16 protein-coding genes are annotated in these 16,265 nt (G+C 60.2%); 4 read left to right on the top strand and 12 right to left on the bottom strand.

The annotated features are described in order from the left end of the window. Positions 1-6 precede the first annotated feature (6 nt). From O8B93_RS14345 to O8B93_RS14330, 4 genes are all read right to left on the bottom strand, one after another. Positions 7-774, bottom strand: a complete 768-nt coding sequence (locus O8B93_RS14345; protein ID WP_269710613.1) for a hypothetical protein — start codon at positions 772-774, stop codon at positions 7-9. 14 nt (positions 775-788) lie between these two features. Beyond that, a complete protein-coding gene (locus tag O8B93_RS14340; protein ID WP_006314521.1) occupies positions 789-1,046 on the bottom strand; it encodes a hypothetical protein in 258 nt (85 codons plus the stop codon). Positions 1,047-1,151: 105 nt separating this feature from the next. Next, positions 1,152-1,589, bottom strand: a complete 438-nt coding sequence (locus tag O8B93_RS14335) for a TIGR02301 family protein (protein ID WP_269710665.1) — start codon at positions 1,587-1,589, stop codon at positions 1,152-1,154. A 98-nt stretch (positions 1,590-1,687) separates the two neighbouring features. Next, on the bottom strand, positions 1,688-2,104 hold the full coding sequence (locus O8B93_RS14330; RefSeq protein ID WP_269710612.1) for an NUDIX hydrolase: 417 nt from the start codon (positions 2,102-2,104) through the stop codon (positions 1,688-1,690). Positions 2,105-2,237: 133 nt separating this feature from the next. Between O8B93_RS14330 and O8B93_RS14325 the strand changes: the two genes are divergently transcribed. Beyond that, positions 2,238-2,561: a YnfA family protein gene (locus tag O8B93_RS14325; RefSeq protein WP_035216073.1), complete on the top strand. Its 324-nt coding sequence runs from the start codon at positions 2,238-2,240 to the stop codon at positions 2,559-2,561. A gap of 10 nt (positions 2,562-2,571) precedes the next feature. Then, positions 2,572-3,333, top strand: a complete 762-nt coding sequence (locus O8B93_RS14320) for an SOS response-associated peptidase (RefSeq protein ID WP_269710611.1) — start codon at positions 2,572-2,574, stop codon at positions 3,331-3,333. 223 nt (positions 3,334-3,556) lie between these two features. On the opposite strand, the gene O8B93_RS14315 is transcribed toward O8B93_RS14320, so the two are convergent. The 6 genes from O8B93_RS14315 to O8B93_RS14290 form a co-directional block, all read right to left on the bottom strand. Then, positions 3,557-4,849 carry a GGDEF domain-containing response regulator gene (locus tag O8B93_RS14315; protein WP_269710610.1) on the bottom strand — a complete coding sequence of 431 codons (1,293 nt, stop codon included), beginning with the start codon at positions 4,847-4,849 and terminating at the stop codon, positions 3,557-3,559. A gap of 388 nt (positions 4,850-5,237) precedes the next feature. After that, the gene (locus O8B93_RS14310; RefSeq protein ID WP_004440985.1) at positions 5,238-5,369 is read right to left on the bottom strand and encodes a hypothetical protein; all 132 of its coding nucleotides are present in this window, start codon (positions 5,367-5,369) and stop codon (positions 5,238-5,240) included. A 172-nt stretch (positions 5,370-5,541) separates the two neighbouring features. Further along, a complete protein-coding gene (gene pssA / locus O8B93_RS14305; protein WP_269710609.1) occupies positions 5,542-6,408 on the bottom strand; it encodes a CDP-diacylglycerol--serine O-phosphatidyltransferase in 867 nt (288 codons plus the stop codon). Between the two features lie 23 nt (positions 6,409-6,431). Further along, positions 6,432-7,166, bottom strand: coding sequence for a phosphatidylserine decarboxylase (locus O8B93_RS14300; RefSeq protein ID WP_269710608.1), 735 nt, complete (start codon positions 7,164-7,166; stop codon positions 6,432-6,434). 138 nt (positions 7,167-7,304) lie between these two features. Further along, positions 7,305-9,191 (bottom strand): ABCB family ABC transporter ATP-binding protein/permease, encoded by a 1,887-nt coding sequence (locus tag O8B93_RS14295; protein ID WP_269710607.1) that lies wholly within the window; start codon positions 9,189-9,191, stop codon positions 7,305-7,307. A gap of 111 nt (positions 9,192-9,302) precedes the next feature. Further along, a complete protein-coding gene (locus O8B93_RS14290; protein ID WP_269710606.1) occupies positions 9,303-11,327 on the bottom strand; it encodes a LysM peptidoglycan-binding domain-containing protein in 2,025 nt (674 codons plus the stop codon). Positions 11,328-11,483: 156 nt separating this feature from the next. On the opposite strand from O8B93_RS14290, the gene O8B93_RS14285 reads away from it, so the two are divergent. Further along, positions 11,484-12,104 (top strand): LOG family protein, encoded by a 621-nt coding sequence (locus O8B93_RS14285; protein ID WP_080817300.1) that lies wholly within the window; start codon positions 11,484-11,486, stop codon positions 12,102-12,104. A 262-nt stretch (positions 12,105-12,366) separates the two neighbouring features. Beyond that, a complete protein-coding gene (locus O8B93_RS14280; protein WP_269710605.1) occupies positions 12,367-14,127 on the top strand; it encodes a peptidoglycan D,D-transpeptidase FtsI family protein in 1,761 nt (586 codons plus the stop codon). A gap of 45 nt (positions 14,128-14,172) precedes the next feature. On the opposite strand, the gene rarD is transcribed toward O8B93_RS14280, so the two are convergent. After that, on the bottom strand, positions 14,173-15,081 hold the full coding sequence (rarD, locus tag O8B93_RS14275; protein ID WP_269710604.1) for an EamA family transporter RarD: 909 nt from the start codon (positions 15,079-15,081) through the stop codon (positions 14,173-14,175). Between the two features lie 227 nt (positions 15,082-15,308). Beyond that, entirely contained in the window at positions 15,309-16,265 is a 957-nt protein-coding gene (gene pip / locus O8B93_RS14270) for a prolyl aminopeptidase (RefSeq protein WP_269710603.1), read from the bottom strand.

Here is a 16,265-nt window from a genome sequence, read left to right as displayed (position 1 = left end):
ATGCGATCAATCGCCGGCGGTGAAGAACTTCCATTTGCCATCGGGCGAAATGCCGATGCGGTAGAAGCTGTAATTGCCATATTCCTGCATGTCCGCCAGATCGCCCGCCGTGATGATGCGCAGCAGCTCCACCTTTTCCGGCGCAGTCAGCGTATTCAGCGGCTTCCCGGCGAAATAAGGGAAGACATAGGCTTCGTCCGGCGTGCCGGCATCGATATGGGCATAACCTGTGGAGAGCAGGTCGATGATGATCGCCAGCACTTCCAGGCCATCAGGATCACCGGAATAGCTTTTCAGCGCCGCGATCGGGTCTTCGCTGTCACTGCCGTCGATGCGGAACTGATTCTGCCCGGCAACGATGAAGGGCCGCAGTTTCTCGATATCGCCTGACGCGGCGGCATCGATGATCTGCTGGCGCAGCTTGCGCACGGGCTCGGGCGCCTTGGAAATATCGTGCTCGATCACAACGGACATTTCCGGCGTCGTGTCGGGCTTGGCAGATTGCTGGTTTGTCTGGCTGGCGGAACGGTCGACCAGCGGGTCGGGCAGGGGAATGCCTTCCGAATCGCCTTCGACTTCGTCAGGTTCAGCCGGCTGTGCCTGCTGCGGCTGTTCGCCGTTCTGTGCCTGCGGTTCGCTTTCGCTCTTCTGCGCCGGCTTCAGCTCGGAAAGGGCAAAGGCTTTATCCGGCAGGCCAATCGGGCCGGCGGCGAGCGCAAGCAGGATGGACAGCAGGGCGGAAGAGCGCAAAAGCCCCTTGCTCAGGCAGGACATGATAGACTCCGGCTTTACTGTATAATCCGCTGCGGCGAAAATTCGCCCTGAAGCATACGCTGGCGCAGCGATTCCAGCATTGCTTCCGCGCCGGCCTCGCCGTGAATACGGATGGTTTCGCGCATGGCCAGAGCGATCGCGGCATCGGCGATGATCTCAGGCTCGATGCCGTCGGCCATGCCGTCAGCCCATGCCTCGTTCTGGTGTTCCAGAGCGACCTGCATCTTTTCATGCACGATCATATCGTCGATTTCGTTACGGCTTGTCTGCATTTTTCATCCTCGACAGGGCGGGCAAGTCCTTACCACCCTGTTAACAACACTAGCAGCCTTTTATCAAAACGGCACGGGCTGCGGCGAAAAGAGGTTAATAAACCTTTAATTTCCGAACCTGGACGCGATTTCCTGCGCGAGTGTTGCCCCTTCGTTACGGTAGTTCTCTTCTGCCATGATGGCGGCGCGTGTGCAACTGGTGTGGATGGCCGCAAAGGAGCGGTATCCACGGTTGAATGCAGCCGTCATGCGCTGGCGTCGTTCGGGTTCGCTGGCGGTGTCCGCAGCCAGAAGGTCGCTCATCGATTTGCGCCAGTCCTCCGGTCCGGAAGAGGGGCACAATGTTCTCAGATATTGCACCGCGCCCAATATTTCCGAAAGCCGCGCCAGCTTGTCATCATATGGAGCGGGTTTGGGCGGCATTGTCTCCGCAGGACGCGCCGTAGAAACGGATTTTGAAGGCTGCGCATAAGCGATGCCTGCTTGCCCTGATACGGCAAGCATTGTCAGAAAAAGAGACAGGAAGATGGTTGGTCGTATCAAAATTCTACTCTGCCCCACACATACGCGTGAACTGTTGGCTCGTGACCATCCGGCGGGCGGATGGGTCGTAGATAATAGCGATTCTGGCTGGCTGGCAATCATGCAAGCAGGCGCTCGGCGCATTCGACGACGCTTTCGGGCGCTGGCAGAAGGCGAATCTCCGCCAATGTGTACCAGCCCGCATCCGCCGCATCGTCACCGATAGTCACCAGCGGATCGGCATCGGTTTCCACGGTGAAGACTGACAGGAAATAGTGGCTCGTCAGCACGCCCTCAGCGTCACGGGTGGGAAGATCGTAGGTCGCGAAAAGCTGTGGCCCGCGGGCGACGATGCCGGTTTCCTCTTGCAACTCGCGCAATGCCGTCTCGTCCGGGGTTTCCCCTTCTTCGGCTCGTCCGCCCGGAAAGGCGAACATATCCTTGGAGGGCGGATTGATACGGCGCACCAGAAGCAGCCGGTCTCCATTCCTGACGATCGCGGAGGAGGCGGCGCGTGGCTTGATACGAAGGGTCATGAATGGTTTCGCTTGTTTCGGCCGTTTGCGGCCTGTCTATAGTGGTATCGTCGCTCGGAAAAATCGATTCCGGTTTCCGCGCCGATGGTTATAGTCCGGAACGGGCGTGATTGTGCATGCTAAAGACGGTGGAATGAAGGTCTATCTTATCTATGTTCTGGCGGCCGTCGCCGAAATCGCCGGCTGTTTCTCCTTCTGGGCCTGGCTGAAACTCGGCAAGACCGGGTGGATATTGCTGCCAGGCATGGTGGCGCTGGCGGCTTTCGCGTGGCTTTTGACGCTGGTCCCGACCGAGGCTGCGGGCAGGGCCTATGCCGCCTATGGCGGGATCTATATTGCCGCTTCACTGTTCTGGCTCTGGGGTGTGGAAGGCCATGCGCCGGACAGGTGGGATATTGCCGGCGGCGTCGTCTGCCTTGCCGGCACCGCCATCATCCTGTTCGGACCAAGGGGTTGAGGAGAAGGCGATGTGCGGACGTTTCGTGCTGAAGGCGACGCCGGAAGAGATCGCCGATTATCTCGATCTGATCGGCCTTGAGGACTTTCCGGCCCGTTTCAACATCGCGCCGACCCAACCCATTCTGGTCGTCATGGAAGGCGAGCGGCAGGAGCGTGGCAGCAACCTGCCCAACCGCCGGGCCGTGCTGGTGCGCTGGGGTTTCATGCCGGGCTGGGTTAAGGATCCGAAGGACTTTCCGCTGCTCATCAATGCCCGTTCCGAAACCGCAATCGGCAAGGCTTCCTTCCGCGCCGCCATGCGCCATCGCCGTGTACTCGTCCCGGCAACGGGCTTTTATGAATGGCGACGCCCGCCGAAGGAGGAGGGCGGCAAAGCCCAGCCCTATTTCATCCGCCCGAAGAACGGTGGCATCGTCGCTTTCGCAGGTCTCATGGAAACCTGGTCATCTGCCGATGGCTCGGAAGTCGATACCGGCGCAATCCTCACCACCGCCGCCAATGCCGCGATCGGCCGCATCCACGACCGTATGCCCGTGATTATCGCGCCAGAGGATTTCAGCCGCTGGCTGGACTGCAAGACCCAGGAACCACGCGAGGTCGCCGACCTGATGCGGCCGGTTCAGGACGATTTTTTCGAGATGATTCCGGTCTCGGACAAGGTCAACAAGGTCGCCAATGTGGGCCCCGATCTCATTGATCCGGTGCCGGAAAGCGCGCCACTGGCGAAGATCAGGCCGGCGAAAGATGACGGGCAGATGTCGCTGTTTTGACGAGAAACCTGCACATTTGCGTTTAATCTTTGGGGCTGAAGGTCGCCGCGTATTTCTTCTCCCCGCCGGGGAGAAGATGGCCCGAAGGGTCAGATGAGGGGGTAACGCCAGCGATATGCGGAGAGCTTGCCCCCTCATCCCGCTGCCGCGGACTTCTCCCCGGCGGGGAGAAGAAACAAGCGGCTCCCGCTCGATCACACGGATAACGAGCTCTCCGGAGCTATCACCCGTTCAGCCCGATCTTCTGCAGGCCTTCCTGGATCATGATGTCGGAGTAGACGCGGTTGCGGCCATTCGCCTTGGCGAGATAGAGCAACTGATCCGCCGCATTCAGCTGGTTGTCGAAGGGCTCGCCCTTTTCGATCTCCACGACGCCGAGTGAAATCGTCAGCGCCAGGCTGCTGCCGCTCAGCTGTCGGCCGTTCTTTTCCACCTGCTCGCGCAGTTCCTCGCAGAAGGCATAGGCGGCCCGCGCGTCCAGCCCGCGCAGGAACACGGCGAATTCCTCGCCGCCGAGGCGGGCGGGGATATGGCGTTGCTCGTCGCACATGCCATGCAGCAGTTCGGCCAGCTTCTTCAGCGCCCTGTCGCCGGCATCGTGCCCCAGCGTGTCGTTGATCTTCTTGAAATGGTCGATGTCGAGAATGGCGACGGCGCCGCTTTCGTCATTGTCATTGATGACATCCATCAGCGCCCGCGTACGCTCGAAGAAGGAGCGGCGATTGGGCAGGCCGGTGAGGTGATCCCGCTCGGCCAGTTCACGCAGGCGCTTGAGCTGCTTCAGCGTCTCGATATTGTTGTCGATGCGGCACTGCAATTCTTCCGGCACGAAGGGGCGGTAGACGAAATCCGACGCGCCGGCCTTGAGGAAGCTTGCCGAAAGCAGGCGGTCGGTGGAGGAGGATATGCCGATCACCCGCAGGTCTTCGGAGGACCGGCTGTCACGGATGCGCCGTGTGAGTTCGTAACCATCCATGTCAGGCATGTGGTAATCGGTAATGACGAGCTGGATCGACCGATCCTGCGACAGGATTTCCAGCGCCCGGTTGCCGGAATGGGCTTCGCTGACCTTGAAATTCTGTCGCTCCAGAATCTCCACGAGGCCGGAGCGCGCCGTGCGCGCATCATCGACCACCAGAACGGAAAAGCGCTTGTTGGTCAAAATCCGGTCGACCGTCTTGACCACCGCATCGACGGTGCGATGACCGTCCTTGACGATATAGTCGATGATTTTCTTTTCGGCGTAACGCTTGCGTGCTTCCTCATCCACCGTTGCGGTGAAGACGATGGCCGGCACTTTGTGTTCTGACAGAAGTGTCAGGATTTCACCTTTCGGCGCATCGGGCAGGTTGAGACCCGTCAGCGCCAGCGTGAAATTATTGGCCTGCATCAGAGCATCGGCATCGGCCATGCTGGCGCAATGGACGACCTCGGCTTCCGTTTCCTCCGAAAGCCGCGTTTTCAGCAGCATGGAAAGAGCAACGGAATCTTCAATCAGAAGGATTTTATCCTGCATGGCCGTCCCAAGCCCCCCTGGCCCGTCTCCCCAGTCTTTCCTCAACGCCGAATATTCGTCATTCGCGTATCCGCGAATTCGAAGGCCAGCTTATGCATTGTTGTGGAAAAAAATGCGGAATGGAAAAGTTCTTTTGTATTCACTAATCTATACGTTGGCGCTCGTATAGCCTTCTTGTCGAAGCCGGGCTTTGTACTGCAGTTTCGTTGCGGCTTCGTTACAGAATTCTGCCAATTCTATGAATGGTTTGCGCTCCGCAATATCGCGGAACATAAAAAACAAAAACGGCGCCTGCAGAAGGCGCCGCGAGATTGTTGATCTTCCTTCAGGATCTCTCCGTCTTCCGGAAAATCCACAATATCCGCTGATGTCAAAAAACTGAATGTTTTCAGGCGGTTTTGGCGGCCGGCTTGCGCTTCAGCATCAGGGCTGCGGCAGCAACGGCCTTCAGTCCGAGCGGGCGGTAGTGGCTCTTGAGGTCGGGCTTGGCCTGCGGCTGTGCCTTCGTCTCGTTCGTCATTTCTCTCTCTCCACAATTCACGCCAATCGCCTTTGCGATGCGTGTGAGCCCCTTCTTTCGAGGCTAATCTTGACGGATTCGAGGCGAAAAAGACTAAGCCGGCGTTTCAGGCTGCGACATTTTGCGTCACATCCTGCGCCGGCTTGTGTGGCGAAAAAATAAACCTGCGGTTTTAAATGCCGCGATCGAGGCCGTTGCCACCATTGGCGTCGTCATGCGCGTCTTCCTCGATCGTCAGCGTGCCGTAGCGGCGGTGCCAGAGGCGGGCGCTGATGGGAATGAAGACGAGATAGGCGGCAACCGTCAGAACCAGAACTTCCCAGGTGAAGCTCATCAGCATTGCCACATAAAGCACGACGACGAGGATCATCGGCAGCACCAGATCACGGCGGATGCGGGTGCTTGATTTCCCCGACCAGACCGGCAGGCGGCTGATGAGAAGATAACCGATCAGGACCGTATAGGCGGCGGCGACGTAAGCGAAGGGCTTGTCCGGCTCCACGCCGAGGAAACCGAGATAAACCGGCAGAAGCACCAGCATGGCGCCCATCGGCGCCGGCACGCCCACGAAGAATTCATTCTGCCAGGGCGCTTTTACCGGCCGCTCGATCATGACGTTGAAGCGCGCCAGGCGCAGGCCGGCGGCAATGACATAGATGAGGGCGCCGATCCAGCCGATCGAACGTGCCTGATCGAGCAGATAGATATAAACGACGAGGGCAGGGGCGACACCGAAATTGACGATATCGGCAAGCGAATCCATCTGTTCGCCGAATTTGGAGGTCGCCTTCATCATGCGGGCAATGCGCCCGTCGATACCGTCGAGGAAGGCGGCGAGCAGCACCATGCCGACCGCCAGTTCGAATCGGCCTTCAATGGCAAGGCGCACGCCGCTCAGGCCAGCGCAGATAGCGAGAACAGTGATGAGATTGGGAACGACGAGGCGAAAGGGAATTTCCCTCAGGCGTGGCCCACGGCCGCTATCGTCGCGGCCCTCATGTTTTCCGTTCTGCTGTGACTCTGCTGCCGGCGTTTCCATGCGCATGCCCTTCCTGTTTGTCTTCAGCCGCGACGGCTAAGGACCGGACCCTTGGCCGAGCCGAATTCGGCAAGCACGGTTTCACCGGCAATCGCCGTCTGGCCGACCGATACACGCGGCTCGAAACCAGCGGGAAGGAAGATATCGAGGCGCGAACCGAAACGGATAAGGCCGAAACGCTCACCGGCATCAACAGGTTCATTCGGCTTCACCCAGCAGACGATGCGCCGCGCAACCATGCCGGCGATCTGCACCACGCCGACCTTGCCATGCGCGGTCTCGATGACGAGGCCGTTGCGCTCATTGTCCTCGGAAGCCTTGTCGACTTCGGCATTGAGGAAGAGGCCGGGACGGTAAGCGACATTGACGATGCGGCCACGCACGGGCGCACGGTTCACATGGCAGTTGAACACGTTCATGAACACCGAAATGCGCACCAGCGGTTCCTTGCCGAGTTCCAGTTCCAGCGGCGGAATGACGCTCTGCACGGCGGAAACCTTGCCGTCAGCAGGGCTGATGATGAGGTCGTCATCCTGCGGGGTGACACGCTCGGGATCGCGGAAGAAATAGGCGCACCAGGCCGTCAGCACGAGACCAACCCAGAAAAGCGGTTCGGCGATCCAGCCGAGCACCAGCGATGCGACGAAGAAGGCCGCCACGAAGACATAACCTTCCTTGTGGATCGGTACGATGGTGTTGCGAATGGTGTCGAACAGATTCATAGGGTTCCTTGCTCCGGTTTTTGTCTGCGCCTTCATATGTGGTCTTCATACGACACGATCCATACGGGCATGCGACAAACTTCGCCTTGCTGGTTACAGCCAAACGTCCCGCCCGGCAATGGCCCGGCGGGTCTCCCGCCCCGGTTCCCCCGGAGTTATGCCGAGTTTATGCCGTCAATGCGCCGGTTCGCCGCGATCCACCACGCCGAGATCGTCGCTTTCGCGAACATGACGCAGCATCTCTTCGGCGCGGATCGCCTCGCGCTGGCGGCTCCACATCGAGGCGTAGAGGCCGTTTTGCGCCATCAGCGAGGCGTGCGTTCCCCGTTCGGCGATCAGGCCTTCCTTCAGCACGATGATCTCATCCGCGTGGATGACCGTGGAAAGGCGGTGGGCGATGACCAGCGTCGTGCGGTTTTTCGAGACGATGTCGAGGGCGCTCTGGATTTCCTGCTCGGTATGCGTATCGAGCGCCGACGTCGCCTCATCGAGGATCAGGATCGGCGGTGCCTTGAGGATGGTCCGGGCGATCGCCACGCGCTGCTTTTCACCACCCGACAGTTTCAAACCGCGTTCGCCGACCATGGTGGCGTAACCGTCCGGCAGCTTGCCGATGAAGGCGCTGATCTGCGCCGCATCCGCCGCTGCCTTCAGCTCCTCGTCGGTGGCGGAGGGGCGGCCGTAACGGATGTTGTAGGCCAGCGTGTCGTTGAACAGCACCGTATCCTGCGGCACCATGCCGATCACCGAGCGCAGGCTCTTTTGCGTCACGTCGCGAATATCCTGTCCGTCGATGGTAACCGCACCCTCCTGAATATCGTAGAAACGATAGAGCAGCCGCGAGATCGTCGATTTTCCCGCACCGGAAGGGCCGACGATCGCCACCGTCTTGCCGGCCGGCACATCGAAGGAAACGCCCTTGAGGATCGGTCGTTCGGGATCATAGGCAAAATGCACGTCGCGAAAGGAGATCGCGCCAGGGCCGGCCGCAAGCGGCTTTGCATCCGGCCTGTCGGTGACTTCGGCCTCTACCTCGAGAAGATCGAACATCTGTTCGATATCGGTCAGGCCCTGGCGGATTTCGCGATAGACGAAGCCGATGAAATTGAGCGGCACGGAAAGCTGCAGCAGCAGCGCATTGACGAACACGAAATCGCCGATGGTCTGCTCGCCGCGCTGCACGGCCAGTGCCGACATCACCATCATGACCGTGGAGCCGATGCCGAAGATCACGCCTTGGCCGAAGTTCAGCCAACCGAGCGAGGTCCAGATCGAGATCGCCGATTTTTCGTAACGCTCCATGGCGACGTCGAAACGCCGCGCCTCCATCTCTTCATTGCCGAAATATTTGACGGTCTCGAAGTTGAGCAGCGAATCGATCGCTTTGGTATTCGCGTCGGTATCGCTGTCATTCATGGCGCGGCGGATGCCGATACGCCAGTTGCTGGCCCTGACCGTGAACCAGATATAGGCCCAGACGGTGACGACGGTGACCAGCACATAGGAAAAACCATAGGACGCCCAGAAGATGATGGCCGTCAGCAGGAATTCGATGAAGGTTGGTGCGGTGTTGAGAATGGTGAAGCGGACAATGGTTTCGATGCCCTTGGTGCCGCGCTCGATCACCCGCGAAAGCCCGCCGGTCTTGCGCTCCAGATGGAAACGCAGCGAAAGCCGGTGCATGTGCACGAAGGTACGATAGGCGAGCTGGCGCACCGCATGCTGGCCGACGCTGGCAAACAGCGAATCGCGCAGCTGGTTTAGCCCGACCTGGATCAGCCGCGTCAGATTATAGGCAATGACCAGCGCCACCGCGCCGAGCAGGAAGGCCGGAACCAGACCCGCCATGTCGAGCTTGCCATTCAGCGCATCCGTTGCCCATTTGAAGAAATAGGGAACGGCGATCAGCACCAGCTTGGCGACGATGAGGAAAACGGTTGCCCAGATCACCCGCATCTTCAGGTCCCAGCGGCCCTCGGGCCACATATAGGGCCAGAGATTGACAAGGGTCTGGGTCGGATTGCTGGAATCCGCCGAAATGGTTTTTTTCTTCGTGGCCATCATTCTCTCCGGTCACTGCCGGAAGCCGACAGCAGGACGGCGGCTTTGGTCAAGCCGCCGCGCGTGTCACAGATAGGGACGTTGCGGGTTCACCGCAACGTCTTCACATCCTCAGGAGCCGCTCTTCAGCCGCTTGCGGTGGAGTTCCTCCGCGTTCGGCAGTGCCTCTTTCGGCACGCCGAAAATCTGGCCGGGCTCGATCAGATCAGGGTTTCTGATCTGGTCCTCATTCGCGAGGTAGATCGTGGTGTAACGCACGCCCTGTCCGTAAACGCGCCGGGAAATCTGCCACAGCGTGTCGCCGCGGCGGATGATGACGCTGTTCTGGCTTTCGGCAAGCGGTGCCTGCTCGAAGGTCTGCGGGCCGGCAGGAGCCTGCGGCGCGGGGGCAGGCGGAGCGATGATGTGCAGTTCGGCGAGGCGGCTTGCCAGCGAGGCGATGCCCTTGCCGATGGCTGCCACATCGTTCGGCCAGGCTTCGACCGTCGCAAGCAGCTGACGCGCCTTGCCCGTGATATCGCCGGCAAAAGCAGTGAAGTCAGGCTCCGTGGCAGCGGCGGTGCGGAACTCGGAGAGTGATTTAAGCGCGATCACCACCGCCGAGCGGCCGGCAATGGCCTGATCGAGCGCCGGCGTCGCCTGATCCTTGTAGAGATTGGACAGGATGCCGAATGCCTTGGCGACATCGGTGCGCAGCTTTTCAAATGCGGCGCGGTCGCTTGCCGTGCTTTGGTTTTCGGCCGGTGCCGCGGTCGTGTTGGCCGAAGATGAGGTCGACGGGGCCTGCATGGCGACGGTTGCCTGATCGGTCTGCGGCCGCTCGAAGGGAACGCGCACGCGCACCTTCGCCGTGCCGTCGGCATTCAGTTCCTCGACGGTGATGATATGGCTGCCGACGGCCAGATCGACATCGCCTTCGATGACAAAATGGTCGGAGGCCTCGGTCGTGCTCTTGCCGATTTCCTTGTCATCGACAAGCGCGCGAACGGTCGAACCGGCGGGCGCGGAACCCGCGACGAAAATCTTCGATCCCTCGAATTCGACGGCGGTGACCTGAACGCTCGACGTGAGCGGGGCAACGGCAGTCGATCCGGCAGCGGCGGGGGCGGCAGTGCCGGAAGAGGGTACGGGCGTGTTGTTGGCGGTGGTTTCGGAAGTTGCGGCAGACGGTTGTGGCGGCGTGACCTGCTGCGGCTGGAGCGCCGGAGGTGCGGCCTCCGGCATGGCCAGCACGCGGCTTGCCTTGCCGGGTTTGGAAACCATGGCCAGAAGCTCGCCCGACTTGCTCTGCGGCACGGAAACGGTTGCCACTTCTTCGGACTGCGTCGCCTTGCCGTTGGCATCGGTTGAACGCAACACCAGCTCATGATCGCCGGGCGGCAGGGGATTGTCGAAAACGGCGGCGAAATCGCCCGTGCCGTCGATGGTCGTCTGGGCGATCACCTTGCCGTTGCTCAGTATTTCAAGCTTTGCACCCGGCTGTGCCTTGCCGGCAATTACGGCTGAACCATCGGGCTCGACGCGCAACACGTCGAAGGTCGGTGTGCCGGAAGAGGACTGGGCGGCATCGGCGGGCGCAGCGGCCGGTTTTGCGGCTTCAGGCGCGCCGTCGTCGGTGCCGGCGAATACGCCTGCCAGACGGCGGACCTGTGCTGCCGCGGCGGCCGCATTGTCAGGCAGGCCGCGCAGGAAGGCGGTAGTGCGTTCGGCAGCGGCACGCGCCGTGGTGATGAGCCGCGACGTGGTTTCGTCCAGCGACTCGGGAATGTCGATATTGGTCAGCTCCTTCAGCGAAGCCTCGACCTTCTTGCGGGCGGCTGCGAAATCGGTGTCGGACGGAACCTTGTTGTCGGCGAAAAGCGAGGCCATGTCCTTGATCGACTGGGTTGCGGAAGCCGCACGGCGGCCGACCTTGTCGGCAATATTGGCCGTCTCTTCGGCCGCGTCGGAGAGGATGTCGCCCGCCTTGTCGGCTCCCATTTCAACGCTGTTCTTCACGGCATTGCCCGCCTCGTTGATGGCGTCGCCGATCGGTTTGCCGTCATTGGAAATCCTCGGCAGGACGAAAAAGATCATGAGCAGGGACGCAATGCCCAGCACGATCAGCGCCAGCAAACCGGCCTTATTGTTTTTCATCCTGGAATCTCCGGATATTTCAAGCTTTTCACACGAGTTGAGATTGCTAGCGTCTTACCTTGCCCCAGACAAGCGGCCAGTGGCCAAAAGGCCATATTTGCAAGGGATTTCCCAAATTTTCTTGACGTGCCGCATCGCACATTGTTCCTTCCCTCCATGACGGACAAAAATACAGCGATTCGATCCATCTGCGTTTATTGCGGCTCCCAGCCCGGACGTGACCCGGCTCATATGGAAGCAGGCCGCGCGCTTGGGAAATCCATTGCCGAAAATGGCATTCGCCTCGTCTACGGCGGCGGCACCAAGGGCATCATGGGCGCGGTTGCCAGCGGCGTTCTCTCCAATGGCGGCGAAGTGACCGGCATCATACCGGAATTTCTGGTCGATATGGAGGCAACACGCCATTCTCTCGGACAATTGAACGAGCTTGTCATCACCAAGGACATGCATGAGCGCAAACATATGATGTTCGAGCGCTCGGACGCCTTCGTGACCCTGCCCGGTGGCGTAGGCACTCTGGAAGAGATCGTCGAGATCATGACCTGGGCACAGCTCGGCCGGCACGCCAAGCCGATGGTCTTCGCCAATATCAACGGCTTCTGGAACCCCATGCTGGAACTGGTGCAGCACATGCGCGACCAGGGCTTCATCCACCGCGCCCATCTTCTGAACCCGCTCATCGTCGATGAGGTGAAGGACATCGTGCCCGCCATCATCGACCGGGCGCTGGCGCAGCAGAACCCCGAAGGCGATCCTTCGGTGATTTCCCGGCTTTAAAGCGCGTCGCGTCTCATCCTGTTCATGTGACGCGCGCTCCCGAAACCGCCGCATATCTTCGGAAACAGACGACAGGTGCGGCGATTGTTAACGGCCGCCCGGCGGCTCGTTACAATTTTAAATGTATATTAATACAGATTTAACGGCGGCATCGTTCAGCCCACTCTTTTCATGGCCCCGCGACTGATCCTGTGCCAGCCTCTCCAGAGGCGTTGGTGTTGCGGAATTTTCTTCTGCCGCCATGAAGTGGGTGGCATCAGACATGATTGCTTTTGTGATGCGGCTCAGGAGCCGGGCGCATTTTATTATCCAGAGACATCCCGGCAAGACTGGCGATGCGATCCTCGGTTCCGCCGCCCGCCGCCGGGTCGATGCACGGCTGAGGCTCGGTATCGTGATCGCCGTCTTCGCCGCCATCTATGTCGTCGTCGCTGCACGGCTCGTCCAATATGGCCTCGCCGAACCCGTGGCGACGGCCTGGATCAATACCGGGGCCAATGCCGTCGCCTCCCGGCCTGATATTGTCGACCGCAACGGCATGCTTCTGGCGACCGATCTCAACATGGTGTCGCTTTATGCGGATCCGCGCCGGGTGGTCGATCCCGATGAGGTGGTGGAGAAGCTCGCGAGCGTCATCCCCAATCTCGACTGGCGCGAAACGCATCGACGGTTGCGCTCGGACACCGGCTTCCAGTGGCTGCGGCGCCAGCTGACGCCGCGCCAACAGGCGGATATTCTCAATCTCGGCATACCAGGCATCGGCTTCCGGCCGGAAAAACGGCGGTTCTACCCGGGCGGGCCGGCGGCTTCGCATATTATCGGCCACGTCAATGTCGACAATCAGGGTCTTGCCGGCATGGAGCGATATCTCGACCAGCAGGGGCTGGCCGACCTGCGCGCCGTCGGCCTTGCCAGCGGCGCGCCTCTGGAGCCGGTGAAGCTTTCCATCGATATGCGGGTGCAGAACATCGTCCGCGAGGTCGTCGTGAAGGCGAAGAGCGCCTATGAGGCGGAAGCTGCGGGCTCGGTCATCCTCGATGTGGAGACCGGCGAGGTGCTGGCCATGGCCTCGGTGCCGGACTACGACCCCAACGAACCGTCCCGCACCCTTGCCGATGGCAGCATCGACAGGGACTATGAAAAGGGCTGGTTCAACCGCATGAGCAACGCCACCTTCGAAATGGGATCCACCTTCAAGAGCTTCACGCTGGCCATGGGGCTGGATGCCGGGGCGATCACCCTCAATTCGGTGGTGGATGCCTCGCGGCCGATCCGTATGGGCGGCTTCACCATCAAGGATTTCAAGGGCCGGAACCGCCCGCTATCGATCCCGGAAGTGTTTCAATATTCATCGAATATCGGCACGGCGGCGGTGGCCGACAAGGTGGGCGTCGAAGGCCACCAGCAGTTCCTGACGAAACTCGGGCTGCTGACGAAAATGGAAACCGAAATGCCTGGAGTCGCGACGCCAACCCAGCCGAGAGTGTGGAAGAAGATCAATTCCGTCACCATCTCCTTCGGCCATGGCGTTGCCACCACGCCGCTGCAGACGGCAGTGGCGGCCGCAGCCCTCATCAATGGCGGTAACCTGATGTCGCCGACGTTCCTGCCGCGTTCGAAAGAGGATGCGGCCTCGATTTCACGCAGCGTCATCGAGCAGAGGACGAGCGCGGATATGCGCTACCTGTTCAACTGGAACGGCATCAAGGGTTCCGGCCGTGGCGCGCAGGTGGAGGGATTTCATGTGGGTGGCAAGACCGGAACGGCCGACAAGGTCATCAACGGTCGTTACGCCAAGGATATCAATTTCAACGCCTTCGTCGCCGGCTTTCCCATGCACAAGCCGAAATACGTCGTGCTGACGATGATCGACGCGCCGAAGACCGGCGTGAACGGCGGGCGCACGGCGGCCTCCACCGCAGCCCCGATGACGCGTGAGATCATCGCGCAGACGGCGGGGCTTCTCGGCGTCAAACCCCATTTTGGAGACGAAGGCGCACAGCAGCTGCTGGTGGATTATTGATGCTTTGCAGCTCTCACCCCATGAGGCACGGGAGGTGGGGCCACACTACTTCTTGAGCCGCATCAGACTGGAGCCGGTATAGATCGCCAGCGCTACCCAGATCATCGCAAAGGCTACCATCCGCACCATGTCGAAGGGTTCCTTGAAGATGAAGATGGCGATGAGGAAGATCATCGTCGGCGCGATATATTGCATGATGCCGATGGTCGAAAGCCGCAGCAGCTTCGCGCCATTGCCATAGAGAATGAGCGGAACGGCGGTAATCACCCCGCTTGCCGCCAGAAGCCATGTGTCGGCGGAATTTCCGGCCATGAAATGAGCCTGTCCACTGAAGGCAAGCCAGATCATGACCAGAACGGCGGGGATGGACAGCAGCATGACCTCCAGCAGGAAGCCCTGTGTCGCACCGATCGGCAATGTCTTGCGGAAGAAGGCGTAAAAACCCCAGGACACGGTGAGCGCGATGGATACCCACGGCAGGCTGCCCGCATGCCAGGTGAGGATTGCGACCGCCAGCCCCACGAGGCAGATGGCGGCGATCTGCGCCGGATAGAGTTTCTCCTTCAGGAGGACGGCGCCGAGGAAGATGCTGAACAGCGGATTGATGAAATAGCCAAGCGCTGCATCCAGCGCGCGGCCTGTGCCGATCGCCCAGATATAAACACCCCAGTTGATGCTGATGAGGGCGGCTGTCAGGCTCGCCATGGCCAGCATTTTCGGGTTTCTGAGCGCGGTTCTGATTTCCGCCGTGCGCCCGAGCGCGATCAGCACGACCGCCGCAATCGGAACCGACCAGATGACGCGATGCACGATGACCTCGATCGGCGAAATATGCGCGACCGCTTTCATGTAAATGGGAAGGAAACCCCACAGCAGATATGCAGAGAGCGCGAAAGCAAAACCGCGCGCGCTATCGCCGCCCTCTTGGGCCGGGAGCGTTTTGTCGAGTGCCATGGGGAATACCGCCAATTGTTCGGATGGCATTTTATACCGGATCGGCACGGTGGCGGCCAATTCATTTCCGTGAAGCGTTCATGAGAAAAACTGCATGAATAAAAGGCGCCGTGCCCTTGAAATGAGCTTACGTCGCAACGTGCCGGTTGATCTCCACAGGAAATCCTGCGTCAAATCCCGTTTGAATCAATGTCTCATCAGGCCACTTCAAGCATCTGAAAGGAATCTCATTTCCCGGCAAAGCGATCGTTTGCACGGATCAGCTGGTCAAGAATGCCAGGTTCGCTCAGCGCATGCCCGGCCGCCTCGATGATGTGGAAATCCGCCTTCGGCCAGGCCTTGGCCAGCTGCCAGGCATATTTCAGCGGGCAGGGCATATCATAACGCCCATGCACGATGACACCGGGAATATCTTTCAGCCTGCCGGCGTTCCGCAGCAATTGCTCGTCCTCCAGCCAGCAGTCATTGACGAAGAAATGGTTCTCGATGCGTGCAAAGGCGATGGCGTATTTATCCTCGCCGAAATCATCCACACGGCTGGGGTCGGTGACGAGCGCAATGGTCGCACCCTCCCACTGGCTCCAGGCCTTGGCACATTCCAGCTTTTTCGCCTCGTCGGCGCCGGTAAGATAGCGATTATAGGCCTGCATCATCTCACCGCGCTCCGCCTCCGGAATGGGCGCAATGAATTTTTCCCAGTGGTCGGGATACATTTCGGAAACGCCGAACTGGTAATACCAGTCCAGCTCCGGCCTGGTGACGGTGTAGATGCCGCGCAGGACGAGTTCGCTGACATGTTCGGGATGGGTCTCGGCATAAGCGAGCGCCAGCGTCGAACCCCAGGAGCCGCCAAACACCAGCCATTTTTCGAAACCGCAGAGTTCCCGCAGCCTTTCGATATCGGCAACCAGATGCCAGGTGGTATTGGCTTCAAGCTCCGCATGTGGCGTGGAGCGGCCGCAGCCGCGCTGATCGAACAGGATGACATCGTAAAGCGCGGGATCGAAAACGCGCCGATGCGTAGGGTTTACCCCGCCACCCGGGCCGCCATGCAGGAAAACCGCCGGTTTGGCACCACGCGTGCCCACCCGTTCCCAATAGATCACATGCCCGTCGCCGACATCCAGCATGCCGGTTTCAAAAGGCTCGATCTCGGGGTAAAAGCCGCGCAGTTCTTCAGTCAT

Source organism: Martinezella rhizogenes, assembly GCF_027460065.1.
GTDB lineage: Bacteria > Pseudomonadota > Alphaproteobacteria > Rhizobiales > Rhizobiaceae > Agrobacterium > Agrobacterium rhizogenes_C.
Note: the sequence above shows the minus strand (reverse complement) of the source record. Positions and strands in the feature narration are given on the sequence as shown.